The organism is Paenibacillus sp. Mc5Re-14 (genome assembly GCF_001049835.1).
Lineage (GTDB): Bacteria > Bacillota > Bacilli > Paenibacillales > Paenibacillaceae > Paenibacillus > Paenibacillus polymyxa_C.
In genome coordinates, this window is the sequence record NZ_CVPD01000001.1 from 3,667,082 (window position 1) to 3,682,522 (window position 15,441).

The following is a 15,441-nucleotide window of genomic DNA, read 5'->3' on the forward strand; positions in this document are numbered from 1 at the left end:
AACAAGTTAGATTCGAAGGGCAATTCATAACGTATTAGCAAATAAAATAAAGAGTAGGAGAGAATCAAATGACGAAAGAATCAGCTCGCAAAAGGTTGCAAGATTTCTACTTTTTGTTGTTTACCTTCGGATCGGGACTGTTTTATTTTTGCTTCTATTTGGTCAGTATTACATTTGCGTTGGGGATGGCGGTTATCTTCGTGGGTATTCCCTTGTTGGCGTGTGTGTTGCGAACAACTCACACGTTTGTCCAATTTGAACGCATTCAGACGAAGGTTTATACGGATATATCGATAGAGCCAATCCTGACAAGGACAAACAGTGGAAGGGATAAATGGATAAAAGCGAGAGAAGCTATTCTTAATAGTAGCAATTGGAGGGCGGTTTTTTGGCTTATGCAGAAATTTTTTATTGGGGTGATCAGCCTTATATGTGCCGTTATACTGTACATAGCTCCGATCGTATTTATCGTTACACCGATACTTTTTCAACATCTTGATATATACTTATGGGGATTCGCTGTAGATTCATGGGAAAAGGCTATATGTGTCATGCTCGCTGGGTGTATTCTCGTCTGGATCAATACTCGCATTGGAAACAGCTTAGTTCAAATAGTCGGAATGTACACGCATTCCATGTTTAAAGCTATTAAGAGGTGATAATTTGTTTACAACCTGGAAACAATGGCTCTGGTATGACTGGTTATTGCTTTGTATACGTTTTGTCATCTGGTTTTCATTGATGATAACTACTATCCAACACCAAGACCATTTAACTGTGCCCCTTTGGATCATCGTTCTTTGGGAAATTGCCGCATTTTCAATACCTTGGATTTGTTTAATGTTCAGTTATCGCTACTATCTGCTTACTGAGATGGTTTTGTTTGGCGGAGTGTGCTTTTACTTAACCTTATTATTTCCGGCGGCATATCTTGCATTTTTAATGCCAACTTTCATGATCGCGGCAAATAGTGCTCATAAATCATTCCGTTGGTCGAGTTCTATCACGGTTGTTTTGTTTCCATTGCTCGTTGCAATATTTTCCCCAGGAACAGATCTATGGGCGATTATCCCACAAATCGGTCTGGCTTTTGCGATAGGATTTTCCTTCCACTTACTAGTTTCTAATTACCGCCAAAATGAAATTATACGCAATCAGAAGCTTGTGCTGGAACAGTACCTATCTCAGATTGAGCAGATTACTTTGTTAGAGGAGCGCGACAGACTTTCCAAAGATTTGCATGATACGATGGGGCATTCCTATACCTCTATCATTATGGGGTTGGAAATATTGCGTACGGAATTAGCAACAAAAGATGGAGAGCAGAAAATCGACTCATTATTGCAATTAGCCCGTAACAGTATGGAGGAAGTGAGAGCCTATTTGCATCAAATAGATTCACCACAAGAATCGCTTCCCTTGACTGTTACTTTGCAACAATTAGCAGAGGAGTTCCAGAAACATGCAAAAGTAAATGTACGCACTCGAATAATAGGAGAAGAGTACATAGTCTCCAAACAAGCGAAAATGACGCTCTATCGGTGCTTGCAGGAATCGCTGACTAATGCTGTGCGCCACGGACAATCCACCGAAATCATTGTGTCACTGCATTTTGAGCCGCAACAGACGAGATTGGATGTACAGGATAATGGTGACGGAGTGGAGGAGTGGAAGGATGGCTTCGGATTAACTGCAATGAAAGAACGTGCGACACAGTTACAAGGGAGAGTCACTGTATACTCCGAAAAGGGCGAAGGGACGTTCATCTCATGTGTGTTACCCAGACTGATACAATTGTCCGATGAACGAATCCGCTTGTGTATCGTCGATGATCATTCGTTTATCCGAGACAGTCTCCATACCATCTTGGACGGACAGGAGGACTTACAGGTAGTGGGGGTGGCTGAAGATGGAGAACAAGCAGTGGAATTGTGCAGAAGCCTGAATCCAGATTTGATATTAATGGATTTGGAGATGCCCAATCAGGATGGGATTCGTGCGACCAAAATAATCAAGGAAACATGGCCTGACATTCGTGTCCTCATCCTGTCAACGTTTCAGGATACAGAGAGGGCGAAGGAAATCATGCGAAGCGGTGCTGACGGGTATTTGCTGAAATCCATAGAGTCGCGTGAACTGGCTGAAACGATTCGCCTCGTCTATCGGGGAGGCACGGTAATTAACCAAGATTTGTTCCATAGAATGTGGGACGGAAATGATGAAGAAGAGTCAGTCGGACCGAGGTCAGATGGAGAAGAGTATGGCTTAACGAAACGTGAACTAGAGGTTTTGAATCTTTTATCTCAAGGAAACCGTTATAAAACAATTTCTGAGAAACTTTACCTATCCAACGGCACAGTAAGAAATTACGCCTCCACTCTCTATGACAAGCTGGGAGTCAACAATCGAGAAGAAGCCGTGCAAAAAGCAAGAGATACAGGATTACTTTTGTAAGAGAAAAGGGCGCCCCCTTGAGGGGGCGCCCTAAATAAGGGGGGGAAGGGGTGCAGACTTGTACACTGCACCCCTATTTTTCGTCCAAGGTATGGGCAGGGCCAAGTAACAGTTGCACAACGGCAAAGGTCTATGGACGAGAATCGTGAAGAGGATGGATATGATTTAGTTTACGCCTACAGCGTCAAAAGACTTGGCAGCTGCAGTTGCTTCTGCTGAGTTCGCCCCGTACAGATCTTTTGCGGCTTGGATCACAGCAGCACGTGCGTTGGAGAAGTCAGAGGAAGAAGTCAGGTAGTTCGTAAAGGCACTGTAGTAAATTTGCACCGCTGCATCACGGCCAATTCCATTTACAGTTACGCCATGGAAATTACCACCTTGTGCTAACAAGTAGTAAGCTTTATTGATAATACCGCTGTTGGTATGAACACCGCCGTTATCCGAGCTGCCTCTGTACAGATCTGAATAGTGATCTGGTTGATCGTACAGGGTAGGATCGGACATTGAGCGAAGGGCATCGCCTGCAATGTTTGGCGTATAAATATCATCGCCTACAAGCCAGTTTTTGCGCTGAATGTCATTACCGATAACGTCTGAGAAAGCTTCATTCAATGCGCCGGACTCTCCGTAATATTCCAAATTCGAAGTATACTCTGTGACACCATGCGTAAGTTCATGTCCTACTACATCAGGGTCCCCGCTGAAGGCGATAAATGTGCTACCATCTCCATCTCCATAAGTCATTTGGGAGCCGTTCCAGAAGGCATTGTTATAGCGACTACCGTAATGGACCGTCGAACGAAGTTGCAGACCGCGTCCGTCAATGCTGTTGCGTCCAAATTTGGCTTTATAGTAATCATAGGTTTTAGCAGCATACGCATGGGCGTCCACACCAGCTGGATCATTCCATACATTATCGGCATCTGTCAAAATGGTACCTGGGATGCTTTGACGGTTGGAGGCCGTGTAAGTCACGATTCCGTTACCGCGTGTTGTATCTTTTAACTGGTAGCTACTGCCGGAAGCGGTAGTAGTGAACGATTTGGAATCACCAAGCACACCTTTACCTGTGCCTGTCGCTTCATTAATGATGTCATACTGGAATACGATGCTGCCGTCATTGGCATCAATAATGTAGCGGGTACGCAGTGGGGCAGGTTCTAAAACATTAACTTCTGTTACATAAACCAGCAGCAGGTCATCCCCCTTAGGGTAGTAGTAGAGTTCTGCTTTAGGATCTACTTCAGGCTGCAGATTAGCGATTTTGGCAATGGAACTTTTTTCTGGTTCCACTGCTTCAATTTTGCTATCTTTCAGGACAGATGCCTGATCAAGACTCAGCTCGTCCTTATCAACAGAAAGCGTTTTTTCGTTGTTAGCTGCTTCGGCGTAAGTATCTTTACTTACACTGCTTGGCTCCTCAGCGTCTTTAGAAATAGTATCGTCGGAGGTAGGGAGGGCTTCAATCCGTGCAGCTGCTTCTTTATATGCGGTGTAGACCGCTTCAGAAGCGCTGATTTTTGGAGTTGTACCTTGCGTAGCTTCTGCCTGCTGATCCTCATTAACCACCGCTCCTAAGTAAGAGGTGACCTCACCAGATTTGCCCACATGAATAGTTTGTTCAGCTCCATACACGGGAATTCCGTTTACATACTGCTTCAGTCGATAATGGCTTACACCGGATTTGTCGCTTGTGCGATCAACGATTCGGAATTGTTCACGTACACTGGAGCTATCCACACCCAGCAACGATTTCTTTTGTCGATTTAAATAGCTCCATACAATGTCATCCCCCGATACCGAGGTAGGTGCTTTCCATTGCTCGGCGTGGAAGGTCGGTGTAAGCTGAGCTGGCCCCGAAACGGAACTCTCCGCAGATGCACCAGACGCGACAGACCCTAATAACATAGCTCCTCCAAGAAGCGAAACCCATACTTTTTTCATTAAAATTCACTCTCCTCGATTAATGTCAGGATGAATTATCCTGTTTTGAATAAGGCATTACGCCATTTATGTAGGTCGTGTTGTCGTCTGGGGTAGAAGAATGGAACATGAAGAGAAATACCGAAGTGTTATTCATGAAGCGTGCGTGAAAAGAGGGTACTGCATTTGAAGCAAGTAGCCTAAAAAGGTAACAAACTCCTCCCTTCCTGTCGTATACAAAGATAGTGGAATAAAAGCGGATAATGGAAAAAAGTTGCCTTATGCAAAAAAAACAAAAGTTGATTTTTCGAACTCCCATCATCTGGCTCTGATATTAGCACAGAGAATGACGGACGAGAAGATCTATGTAACAAATTTATCCAAAATGATTCTTTAGGCCCTAAAAACTCATTTATTTAATAGGAATAATAAGTTTTGTAAAATAAAGTCGAAAATTGCTGTGTCGAAAAGACTCCACGCTTGCCGTTACACACGGCGTTTGGACCGCATAGGTTATGTTGAACTGTCCTAATCATGCTGTTCATCTATACAGCAGCAAGGGGGGTGAGACGGGAGCATGAAAAAGCGTGGAAGAGCTGGATTCAAGATCAATCGGAGGAGGCATTCCAGGGATTACTATCATTCTAAGATGTGGCTGCCATTCCGAATGCCGAACATGGATAAGAAGCCGATAACCCCTGATAAGAGCGAGGTTCTCGATACGGAGAGAGGGACACAGATCGGCGGAGCGCGGCCATCTGAACCGCCATCAGTGGGAAAGGTTCTCGTATCTGTCATTATTCCGGCCATGAATGAGCAAAGAACAATCGGAGCTGTGATTCGCGAAGCGCGCCATGTCCATCCACAAACAGAGGTTATCGTTGTTGAGAATGGATCACACGATAGAACGGCGAAGGTAGCTGCGGCGGCGGGGGCTCGTGTACTTTCCTTCCCGGAACCGCTCGGACATGATGTTGGCCGTCGTATTGGAGCGGAGGCAGCATCCGGACAGATCCTGCTTTTTCTGGATGGTGATATCGTCATTCCCTGCGTCAGACTTCGGCCATTTATACAGGCCGTATGTGCAGGAGCGGATGTGGTGCTGAATGATTACCATGGACCTGTGAATCGCACGCCCATACATCCTGTAGTTGAGGCAAAGCATGTATTGAATATCTTGTCGAATCGTGCTGATTTAGGGGGAGCCTCTATGACTGGTATTCCACATGCCATAAGTCAAAAGGCTTTAAAGGAAATAGGTCTAAAGTCCTTGGAAAAACCTCCGCTATTTCAAGTGATGTCCATCGTCTCCGGGTTGCGAGTGGTGACTGTACATGGAATAGCTGTCGGTAGAATGAACGCAACACGTAAAAAACAGAACGGCAAGGACCCGCTGGCAGGTGTAATTGTCCAGGATCACCTGGATGCCATTGCCTGGCTTACATCACGTCTGGGAGCACGTGCGGGATATACGGATTTGGAGCGCAAACGGATCAGAGATGAGGTGAAAACGTGACTAGAGCGTATCGCAGAAGAAAGCGTGAAGACCCGGGCTGGGGGCTAAGACGTGTACAGCGAAAACGAGAAACGACGGCTTCGATGCATAGCCGCCGGGTGAGAAAACCCACCCCTCGGGCGCAAGAAATACCCGAAGTCAATCTGACCGAGGAACGTGAAGCCCCCAGTGATATAGTATTGCAGGGGACTGCAGCAGCCGTGGTCAGCGTCTGTAATGAGGAGGCTACGATTGACCGGGTACTGGGCGAGCTGGAGAAACTTCCGCTTGCGGATATCATTGTCGTATTGAACGGCTGTACGGATGGTACGCGCTCCGCCGTAGCCAAACGTCATCCTGGTGCGACTCTCGTTGACGTACCGGATCGCCTGGGGCATGATGTAGGCCGTGCGATAGGCGCACGTCTGACGCAGGCTGATATTGTGCTGTTCGTGGACGGAGATTTGCCGATCCCAGCGTCTGATTTGCTGCCTTTTCTTCAAGCGGTCGATCAGGGAACGGATGTGGCGCTTAATGATCTGGGCAGACATTTGCCTCCTTATACCCAGCAGGACAGCGTAACACGGTGCAAAGGGTTTCTGAACCGAGTACTGCGCAGGTCGGATCTTGGAGCAAGCTCATTGACCGCTGTACCGCATGCATTATCACGACGTGTGCTGAATCAACTTGGGCCAGCCGTGCTTGCGGTACCGCCGAAGGCCCACACGATGGCGATTCTGCATGGCATGATCGTGGCAGCAGTACATGCTGTCGATGTGATTAAAACAAATCGCAAGCGGACCTTCAATGTCGGGAAAGGGAACGCTATGGAGCAGTTAATCATCGGCGATCATGCAGAGGCGCTGACGGCAGTGTTTCAGGTAGCCGGGTATTCTCCGCTCGGGCCTGTTCCAACACGGGTAGACGTTGCCAAAGGGAGGAATGCACGATGAGTCTGACGAGCATCATTATTCCGACTTATAATGGCCTTCATTTATTAAAGCCGTGTATCGAGGCGATTCGAACACATACGATAGATGCACCGTATGAAATTATTGTTGTGGACAACGCTTCGAATGACGGGACGGATGATTTTTGTGCATCCGAGCGGCTAATCAGCATACGTCTTCCTGAAAACAGGGGCTTTCCGGCAGCTTGTAATATGGGGCTCCGTCTGGCTTCGGGCGATCAATTCGTCATTTTAAACAATGATGTGACGGTTACACGGGGATGGCTATCGAATATGTTGGCTGCTTTGCACAGTGAAAGCACAGTGGGACTGGTGGGACCGGTGACGAATTACATCAGCGGTATTCAGCAGATTCATGGAATAGAAGGAGATTTCGCCAGCTGTCTGAGGTATGCGGAGCAGAATAATGTAAGCAATCCCTCCAGATGGCAAGAGGTCAAGCGGCTAGTCGGGTTTTGTCTGTTGTTCCGGCGTGAGCTGCTGGAACGGATTGGATGGCTGGATGAACGATTCAGCCCCGGACATTATGAGGATGACGATTATTGTCTGCGTGCACGCGTACATGGCTATAAGCTGCTCATGTGCAACGACTGTTTTGTCTATCACCAGGGAAATGCGAGTTTCTCGCGCTCGGAAACTTCTTGGCTCGAAGAGCTGATCGAGCGGAACTATCGATTATTTATAGAAAAATGGAGCATAGATCCCAGAATGTTCATTGAAACTGGGAACGCTGCGATCCCATGCACTGAACATGCTGTCGAAGGAGGAAGGAAGATATGAAAGGGATTATTCTCGCAGGAGGAACCGGGTCGCGTCTTCATCCGTTGACTACATTACTCAACAAGCATCTGCTTCCAGTCGGCAAGTATCCCATGATCGTATATGGTATCGAAAGGCTACGGCAAGCGGGGATTACCGATATGCTCATTATTATTGGTAAACAATCGGCCGGACTGTACACTGATTTTTTAGGCAGCGGCAGTGATTATGGTGTCCAATTGACATACCGGATTCAAGAAAAAGCGGGCGGCATTGCGCAAGCTCTCGAATTGGCAAGAAGCTACATGCAGTCAGAAGAGAAGTTCACTGTTTTGCTAGGTGATAATTTGTTCAAGGAAGACTTGGGACCTGTCATCGAACGCTTCAAACAACAGCCACCGGGGAGCGCCAGAGTCTTGCTGAAAAAGGTGGCAGATGCCCGTCGTTACGGGGTACCCGTGTTTGACCCCGAGCGCCCGGAGAGTATTACGCGGATTGAAGAAAAGCCGCAGCATCCCCAATCCAAATATTGCGTTACGGGTATCTATATGTACGATACTGCCGTATTCGATAAGATCCGGGAAATAGCGCCTTCGGCACGTGGTGAGCTTGAGATCACAGATGTTAACAACTGTTATGCTGCTGAAGGTAAGCTGGAATATGACATTTTACGGCGCTACTGGAGCGACGCAGGAACCTTCGATTCCCTTCAGGAAGCTGGAGTGAAAATGAAGGGACTTCTACCTTGATTTCAATGAAACACCATCCAGCCGGGCCAGGCATATACTATAGGCATAATGCCACCCGGAGGAGTGAACGGCATGAAACGCCTGAGTACGCAAAGGAAACACAGCAAACGGCTCGGAAAGAAGGGCTATTGGTCAGGATATAACAGGGGCCAGGAGCAAGGCAGGAAGTTGGGGCAGGCTTCGTTCGGCAAGATTTTTGAAGGCGTAAGTATTATCATTCCGTCCTGTAATCAGCTTCAACAGCTCCGTGCTTGCATTCACCATATTGAGGAGAATACGAGCCATCCTCACGAAATTATTGTGGTAGACTGCGGCTCGACGGACGGGACACCTACCTATTTGCTCCGTAAAAGCATCGCTGTACGCTATGCGCTGTTAACAAAGGATGTTCAGATGATCGGCAGTCTGAATCAGGGACTGATGATGGCAAAAGGTACAACTATTGTCGTACTGGACCCAAACTCGATGGTGACTCCTGGCTGGCTGGACCGGTTGATGAGCTGTTTATACAGCGATTCGCGTATGGGAGTTGTCGGTCCTGTAACGAATGGTCCATTCGGAGAACAGCAGGTTGAGGTTCCTGATATGAATAAAAATGAAGTGCGTCCATTTGCCATGGCCCATAATATTCCCAACCCGGATGCATGGCGAGAGACTGAAAGCCTGGCCGCATTTTGTCTACTACTACGTAGAGAAACTTTGGTAAAGACGGGATACTGGGACGAAGGATGCCACAGTATTGAGGAAGCCCATGCAGATTGGTTGCTGCGCGTACGCTTGTTGGGGATACGCATGACAATTGCCGGAGATGCGTTTATCCATTTTGTAGAAAGTGATCGGGATACGGTTTATGGTTTTCCTCAAACGACCGAAAGAATCGGTTCAACGGAGGAAGGAAGCCGGAACCGATCCTTTTTTGTCCAAAAGTGGGGGGACGCGGATAAGCTGTTCCACCACCCGGAATTTGGAACAGCAGAGCCAGACGGCCAAGGTTTATCAAGTAAGGAAGCACACTTATCAGCAGCAAGCTTTTATCCCGTCGGAGCGCTTGTTGAGGGACCGTCCGGTGCAGTATTTCGGATAGAGCCGGGAAGTAGGCTGCTGCTGCATGGAGCCAGTGCTGCGGGAGGTAAATACGTGCGTCCCGTTAGAGTGTCTCAGCTTGATTTATTGGCGCTTCCCTTGGCAGATGAGCCGGAGGCGATGGTGTCCGGCGCCGCTGATACCCCCCTGTAGCTGTGGCGCATGAGGAACCCTTGCCTGTGCTGGCGGCTCCTGAGCTGGGAAACATGTCCATGTTGCCCACACTTCATATCCCGGCTCAACGCAAGCGATGGATCGAGTTACTGTATGCTGAAGGTGGGCAACTGTACCAAATCGGCAACGGTTGGAAAAGACCGTTTCTGACCCTCTACGCTGTGATGAGCTGGCGGGCTGAGGACTATCCAATTCAGTTTTTGTCCTCCGAAGAATTGTCGGCATTGACGGAGAAGCAACCTATTATTGCTCCACCAGTGCTACGAGGACATTTGTGATGATCGAATAGGCTTTTTTAGGCGGAACCGACTACTCGCTGCGGCATACGCTGTAGTAGCGGAAAGCCCGTAGGTATTTCGTGCGTTCCGCACGGCGGAACACATAAAGGAGGGGCTTATGCATAACGAGTTAGATGATTTGCTGATCCATATTTCGCACTCGCAGCAGCAGATGTCGAGGCTGCTGGATGCGGAACGGCAGGTGGTCGTGCGCATGGCACAGATCATACATGAACTGCCGGATGAGGAGCCGCGTTTTGATGGAATTCCGGGCATTATTGATAGCTCGGGACAAGTAAACAAAAGCATTGTTGCCTATTTGAACGGTATTGCCGACCTTCAGGAAGCAATGGCTGAAATGCTCGTTCGTGTCGTGAAGGAGACGGCATACCCGGAAGAGGAGTAGTGTAACAATCGAGGGTAGGGAGTGAACACATGAGTAGGGAAAAAGCAATGATTCACATGCTGGACGCAGCCTCCAAGATGCAGCGGAATGTGTCTATGATTCTGGAGGCCAAGGCGGTCGAAGCAGAAAAAATGCGTAATTGGACGCTGAACCATCTGGCGCCTCACGCATTTGACACCGATGAAGAGCAGTTGGGACGGCCTTTGGAAATTCACGAGCAGATGGTGGAAATGCTGGAGGGATTAACCCGGCTTCAGACTGGACTATGCAGTAATCTCAAAGCATTGCTGGACCAGGATGAGCAGCAGGGTGGCGGAATGGAAGGGATGATGGGAGGCATGGGCTCGGGGGATATGAACTAATGAGCATGAGGCGTGAACGTGAGATTAAGCTGGATATGATGGAGTCTATTGCTGCCAGCCAGCACGCCGTTGCCCGGATGCTGACCAGTCTTGCGGACTTGACGCCCCATGCGGATATGTCGGCTCCCCGTCTGGAAGAGACCATCCGTATACTCAGCAACTACCAGGGAGAAATCACGAAAATGTTGGCGGGTATTCCTTTAAGAAGACAGGTATATGGGAAACCAACGAAGCCATGGCTCCATGTGCCTGTTCAAAAAAATGAAACCAAGACGAGAAAGCAAAGGAGGAATGAAAATGAGTACAAGGTGGGAACGCACAGCTCGAGACAAAGCCCGCAAAAGACGTAAAGATGCCCGGCGTTCTAGCATTCGTAGATTAAAACGGAGAAGAAGACGTCTGCTTGCTCTTAGACGCCGTAAAAGGGGGCTTAATTCAGTACGTAGAAGACGTTCTCTTCTGCGGCGGCGGAAAAAACCTCAAGCTAACCCGGCCGCAGCTCCTTCTGCGGAGAACCCACAGCCCGTTCCTGTTGCATTAGAGCATGACCCGCAGGCATTCCAGCAGGGATATGATGCTGCTTACAATGAGGGTTTCAATTCAGGCTTTGCCAAAGGTTATGAAGATGGCCACCAGGTCGCTTACAAGGCACAGTAAACTATGAAAATCATCTATTACGGTTAACCCCCCGAAGCCTAGCAGCTTCGGGTTATTTGCGTTTGGGCAGTTGGACGGGCAAACGCCAATTTTGTCCGGGCAGTGGCAGTCGTCCATGATGCGTTTGACCCCTGTGCATATAGTTTAGGAGTGACAGAAGTTTATCCTACAACAGGACAGGGTGAAGGATGTGAATGATCAACGAAGCGGAAATGAACGCGAAGCATACCGATGTGGCTATCGGGAAGGACGCAGAATGGGCGGTTGCACGGCTGCTCTGTCACAGGTCGTGGCAATACAACCTGCTGTTCGCCAGTTGAAAGTGTTGTATATTCCGCAAGGTTTCGCAGCTATAGACACAGGTGTGCAAGAGGCATTAAGTCAAGTATGCAGCTCATGCGCCGTCGGTACTCCTGCCACGATGCTTGCTGACGCTAAGGCTCACCGTCCAGACCTCGTACTGGTCATGAACGGGCTGCATGTGTTTCCGGACGATCATCTGGAGCAGGTACAACAAATACGAGCCATGGGCATTCGGACGGCCATATGGTTTGTAGATGATCCCTACTTTACGGAGGATACGGCGTTGATCTGTCAATCTTACGATGTCGTTTTTACGCATGAAAATTCTTGTCTGCCGTTTTATCGTGATCAGGGAGTAACGAGGGTTCACTATATGCCGCTTGCTGTGTCAGCCCGTATCTTTTATCCCCGGCGGGTAGAGCGTGAGCATCAGCATGATATTTGCTTCATAGGAAATGCCTTCTGGAACCGTGTGAAGCTGTTTGACTATCTTGCTCCCTTCTTGGCGGATAAAAGAGTGCTGATCGTAGGTGGACACTGGGATCGGCTGAGCCGGCTGGATGTGCTGGAACGCTTTATCCGTCCGGGTTTTATGGAGCCGGAAGAGACCGCTCAATATTATAACGGCTCCAAAATTGTCATCAATATGCACCGCCCGACAGACCTCGGACTGGATAATCGAAATACACACCAGTTGTCAGCGGAGTCCATCAATCCTCGGACATACGAAATTTCTGCTTGCGGGACGCTTCAAATGACGGATGTGCGGAAGGATCTGAGCCGTTATTACCAACCAGGCTATGACATTGAGACCTTCTCGGGAGCAGAGGAACTGAAAGTGAAGCTGGACTATTATCTCAGGCATGACTGGGAACGCGAACGCATAGCCTGGCGCGCACTGCACACCACCATGCAAAAGCATAGGTACTCGAATCGTATGGAAGAATTGCTGGACAAGGCGATGGCCTAAAGTAAACACCATAAACAGTGAGGAGTGAAAGTGATGACGATATCTACGACAGGACCGTATGACCCAGCTGTTCACCAGACGGCGGCGGCCTCCTGGGAGAAGGGGAGAGCTGCGGGGATCCATGACGGATACGACGAGGGATACCTGCGCGGACGCGCTAACGCGATTGTCTCGCGAACAAAAGCAACGTTCCCTTTTCGACAGATCCATGTACTGTATGTCGTCTCGGGCAAAGGCCTTCCGTATTCTCCGCTGGATGAGGCGGTCATTACCACATTGCAGAGTATGACGGCTCAGGTTACCGTAACAGACCCGCGCCAGCCGGTAGGAGATATTGCTGCTCAGCTTCGTCCGAATCTGATGCTGGCACTGGATGGGATGGATCTACCGTTAGAGCAGGTTGCTGCAGTACGCCAGTTGGGCATTCCCACTGCCATCTGGCTGACGGACGATCCCTATTACACCGATACGACGACCAAAATGGTGACGAATTATGATTATGTGTTCACCTTAGAAATGAACTGTATAGAACTGTATCGTCAGTTGGGCTGCACGTCGGTGCACTACTTGCCATTCGGGGCATTTTTGACTCACTATTTTCCACTCAGCTCGCCTGCTTCAGTGCGACGTGAGATTGGATTTACAGGCTCAGCCTACTGGAATCGCATCTATTTCTTCAATCCGATTATGCCGCAGCTCATGGCCCGCAACATTAAAATCAATGGAATCTGGTGGGATCGTCTTCCGGATTATCAGTCGTATGGTGACAAAATTGAGCTGGGCCGCTGGATGTCTCCGGGCGAGACCAATGATACGTATAACGGCAGCAAAATCGTAATTAATCTTCATCGTTCCCATCAGGATGATTCGGTGAACAACAACTCACTGAAAATTCCGGGGATTTCGCCAAATCCCCGCACGTTTGAAATTTCCGCCAGCGGGACGTTGCAACTGACGGATACAAGAGACGATCTGGCTCGTTTTTACAAGCCAGGGGAAGAGATTGAAACTTACAGTTCTCAGCAGGAACTGCTGGAGAAGGTTGAGTTTTATTTGACGCATGAAAAGGAGCGCCGTGAGATTGCTCTGCGTGCTCTGGAACGAACCCTGCGGGAGCACACGTATGGTCACCGGATTGACCAAATGCTATCGGTCATCTTCCCATAAGATAATTCACATGACGATGGTTGCTATTTTAAAGGAGGTGAACTCCAATCAAGCCGAAAATGATGCTATTCAGCCATGTCAGCAACGTCCGCAGTATTACAGGGGCGGAAAAGCTGCTACTGCATTTTTGTCTAGACATGCGTACGTATTTCGATTGCATTCTCGTAACGCCTGGTGAAGGACGGCTGACCTCAATGGCCCGCAAGCGCGGGATAGCTGTTCAGACTCAGAATTTGTTCATGCTGCATGGCATGTATACCCCCTATGAGGGATTGGCGCAGGATGCGGAGAATTTGCGGAACCATGTGGCGTATGCACCACTGCACCAGATGCTTCGGCATGCTCGACCTGATGTGGTGCTGGTCAATACCTGTGTGAACGTCATGCCCGCAATGGTTGCCCAAGAGCTTAATATCCCGGTCATCTGGAAAATAACCGAGGTCATTAACCAGAATGCGCATACGCCGATTGCTGTTTCGATTATCGAGCGTTATAGCCAGTGGGTCATTGGCATTTCGCAGGCTGTTATGCGCCCTTTGCATGGCGGGGGATTGACACGTCCGCATACGATGTTGCCTCCTTGCCGGGATATGAATATGCCGTCTCCCAAAGAGTATGTGCTGGAACGGAGAAGGAAACGTGAAAAGCTGGGACTGCGAGATTTTCATATCTGCATTGGTTATATTTCTTCCTTTATCTACGAAGCCAAAGGGCTATTGCCTTTTGTCCACATGGCTCTAAAGTTGTGTGAAACCAATTCGCGGTGCCGTTTCTGGATCATCGGCAGCTCAGTGGATTCCGAGTATTACGTAAAATGTGTCTCTTTGATTCGCCAGTCTCGTTATAGCCGCCGCTTCCAATTCAGTTCATTCGAGGAATCTGTTTCAACAGCCTATAGCGCAATGGATATTGTGGTGATCCCTAGTATGGTGGAGGAAGGCTTTGGTATGACGGCTCTGGAGGGGCTGGTGTACGGCAAGCCCGTAGTAGCCTTTGCGCAGGGCGGACTTGTGGAATTAATGGAGGCGACCGGAAATGCAGATTTTTTGGTAGAGCCAGGTAACAGCGATATGCTGGCGCAAAAAGTAGGCTATCTGCTCGATCATTCCGAGGAAGCGGAACGAATTGGTGTGCGTAACAACAGTGCGGCTACGCGTGTCTACGGACCTGATTCCTACCGAAGCAGTCTGCACGTCATGGTCAGTCAATGGGTATGTCATCATCCGCATTGGTTCCCGTTGATTCAGCAGCCGGGTGGTCCTGTATGGACGAGGGAAGGCGAAGGCCTGCGTCAGGTCACTGCAATACCGGAGGCTTATCTCAACACCGTTCGAGAATTTCCCGAATCGGTCGTTAATCAACTGCCGGTGCTGGGTCTGCCGCCAATCGAATATGCAGCCATTCAGGGTTTGCCACAACCAGTCCCCCCTTTGCCTGAGCCAACATCTGAGTTGCCTCGCCGCAAACGTAGTATTCGGGCAAGATGCCCAAAGGGCCGCAAGCATACCAAACTGCGGAGTCGCAGGTACAAGAGAAGCGCTGGCAGAAGGCGTCTCAAGAAAATTCACGGGTCCCCATTATATCGAAAATCCAAGTCCAGACAGAAGCTCAAGCGGAAATTCAAGCTCCAGTCAAGGCGATCGAAAGCGCACAAGCAGAAGCGAGTCACACTCAAGGCCAGATAGCATTCC

14 protein-coding genes and 1 pseudogene are annotated in these 15,441 nt (G+C 48.8%); 14 read left to right on the forward strand and 1 reads right to left on the reverse strand.

Annotated features, from left to right (window positions below; all coding sequences use genetic code 11):
* Nucleotides 1-68 precede the first annotated feature (68 nt).
* Both BN1546_RS16655 and BN1546_RS16660 read left to right on the forward strand, forming a co-directional pair.
* Nucleotides 69-659, forward strand: a complete 591-nt coding sequence (locus BN1546_RS16655; RefSeq protein WP_090738359.1) for a sensor domain-containing protein — start codon at nt 69-71, stop codon at nt 657-659.
* Between the two features lie 4 nt (nt 660-663).
* Complete coding sequence (locus BN1546_RS16660; protein WP_090738360.1) at nt 664-2,454, forward strand: helix-turn-helix transcriptional regulator; 1,791 nt, start codon at nt 664-666, stop codon at nt 2,452-2,454.
* Between the two features lie 165 nt (nt 2,455-2,619).
* Here the strand turns inward: BN1546_RS16660 and BN1546_RS16665 are convergent, their stop codons facing one another.
* Nucleotides 2,620-4,398 (reverse strand): M4 family metallopeptidase, encoded by a 1,779-nt coding sequence (locus tag BN1546_RS16665; RefSeq protein ID WP_090738361.1) that lies wholly within the window; start codon nt 4,396-4,398, stop codon nt 2,620-2,622.
* A gap of 556 nt (nt 4,399-4,954) precedes the next feature.
* Between BN1546_RS16665 and BN1546_RS16670 the strand changes: the two genes are divergently transcribed.
* The 12 genes and pseudogenes from BN1546_RS16670 (at nt 4,955) to BN1546_RS16725 (ending at nt 15,435) form a co-directional block, all read left to right on the forward strand.
* Nucleotides 4,955-5,893: a glycosyltransferase family 2 protein gene (locus BN1546_RS16670; protein ID WP_090738362.1), complete on the forward strand. Its 939-nt coding sequence runs from the start codon at nt 4,955-4,957 to the stop codon at nt 5,891-5,893.
* Nucleotides 5,890-6,825 (forward strand): glycosyltransferase family 2 protein, encoded by a 936-nt coding sequence (locus BN1546_RS16675; protein ID WP_090738363.1) that lies wholly within the window; start codon nt 5,890-5,892, stop codon nt 6,823-6,825. Before BN1546_RS16670 ends, BN1546_RS16675 begins: the two co-directional genes overlap by 4 nt.
* The gene (locus tag BN1546_RS16680) at nt 6,822-7,622 is read left to right on the forward strand and encodes a glycosyltransferase family 2 protein (protein ID WP_013372837.1); all 801 of its coding nucleotides are present in this window, start codon (nt 6,822-6,824) and stop codon (nt 7,620-7,622) included. The genes BN1546_RS16675 and BN1546_RS16680 overlap by 4 nt, the downstream gene beginning before the upstream one ends.
* Entirely contained in the window at nt 7,619-8,350 is a 732-nt protein-coding gene (locus BN1546_RS16685) for a sugar phosphate nucleotidyltransferase (RefSeq protein WP_090738364.1), read from the forward strand. Before BN1546_RS16680 ends, BN1546_RS16685 begins: the two co-directional genes overlap by 4 nt.
* 72 nt (nt 8,351-8,422) lie before the next feature.
* A pseudogene (locus BN1546_RS16690) lies at nt 8,423-9,885 on the forward strand (glycosyltransferase family 2 protein).
* A 118-nt stretch (nt 9,886-10,003) separates the two neighbouring features.
* Complete coding sequence (locus tag BN1546_RS16695) at nt 10,004-10,291, forward strand: hypothetical protein (RefSeq protein ID WP_013372834.1); 288 nt, start codon at nt 10,004-10,006, stop codon at nt 10,289-10,291.
* Nucleotides 10,292-10,320: 29 nt separating this feature from the next.
* Complete coding sequence (locus BN1546_RS16700; RefSeq protein WP_013372833.1) at nt 10,321-10,653, forward strand: alpha-helical endospore appendage domain-containing protein; 333 nt, start codon at nt 10,321-10,323, stop codon at nt 10,651-10,653.
* Entirely contained in the window at nt 10,653-11,003 is a 351-nt protein-coding gene (locus BN1546_RS16705) for a hypothetical protein (protein ID WP_013372832.1), read from the forward strand. Before BN1546_RS16700 ends, BN1546_RS16705 begins: the two co-directional genes overlap by 1 nt.
* A complete protein-coding gene (locus BN1546_RS16710; protein ID WP_155617182.1) occupies nt 10,951-11,310 on the forward strand; it encodes a FliH/SctL family protein in 360 nt (119 codons plus the stop codon). Before BN1546_RS16705 ends, BN1546_RS16710 begins: the two co-directional genes overlap by 53 nt.
* 181 nt (nt 11,311-11,491) lie before the next feature.
* Complete coding sequence (locus tag BN1546_RS16715; RefSeq protein ID WP_090738365.1) at nt 11,492-12,583, forward strand: CgeB family protein; 1,092 nt, start codon at nt 11,492-11,494, stop codon at nt 12,581-12,583.
* A 33-nt stretch (nt 12,584-12,616) separates the two neighbouring features.
* Nucleotides 12,617-13,750 (forward strand): CgeB family protein, encoded by a 1,134-nt coding sequence (locus BN1546_RS16720; RefSeq protein ID WP_090738366.1) that lies wholly within the window; start codon nt 12,617-12,619, stop codon nt 13,748-13,750.
* Between the two features lie 59 nt (nt 13,751-13,809).
* Nucleotides 13,810-15,435, forward strand: a complete 1,626-nt coding sequence (locus tag BN1546_RS16725; RefSeq protein WP_090738367.1) for a glycosyltransferase — start codon at nt 13,810-13,812, stop codon at nt 15,433-15,435.
* Nucleotides 15,436-15,441 lie beyond the last annotated feature (6 nt).

Coding starts and splice junctions, on each gene's coding strand:
- BN1546_RS16655 (WP_090738359.1), top strand. CDS start 69: ATGACGAAAGAATCAGCTCGCAAAAGGTTGCAAGATTTCTACTTTTTG.
- BN1546_RS16665 (WP_090738361.1), bottom strand. CDS start 4,398: ATGAAAAAAGTATGGGTTTCGCTTCTTGGAGGAGCTATGTTATTAGGG.
- BN1546_RS16670 (WP_090738362.1), top strand. CDS start 4,955: ATGAAAAAGCGTGGAAGAGCTGGATTCAAGATCAATCGGAGGAGGCAT.
- BN1546_RS16680 (WP_013372837.1), top strand. CDS start 6,822: ATGAGTCTGACGAGCATCATTATTCCGACTTATAATGGCCTTCATTTA.
- BN1546_RS16685 (WP_090738364.1), top strand. CDS start 7,619: ATGAAAGGGATTATTCTCGCAGGAGGAACCGGGTCGCGTCTTCATCCG.
- BN1546_RS16695 (WP_013372834.1), top strand. CDS start 10,004: ATGCATAACGAGTTAGATGATTTGCTGATCCATATTTCGCACTCGCAG.
- BN1546_RS16700 (WP_013372833.1), top strand. CDS start 10,321: ATGAGTAGGGAAAAAGCAATGATTCACATGCTGGACGCAGCCTCCAAG.
- BN1546_RS16705 (WP_013372832.1), top strand. CDS start 10,653: ATGAGCATGAGGCGTGAACGTGAGATTAAGCTGGATATGATGGAGTCT.
- BN1546_RS16710 (WP_155617182.1), top strand. CDS start 10,951: ATGAGTACAAGGTGGGAACGCACAGCTCGAGACAAAGCCCGCAAAAGA.
- BN1546_RS16720 (WP_090738366.1), top strand. CDS start 12,617: ATGACGATATCTACGACAGGACCGTATGACCCAGCTGTTCACCAGACG.
- BN1546_RS16725 (WP_090738367.1), top strand. CDS start 13,810: ATGATGCTATTCAGCCATGTCAGCAACGTCCGCAGTATTACAGGGGCG.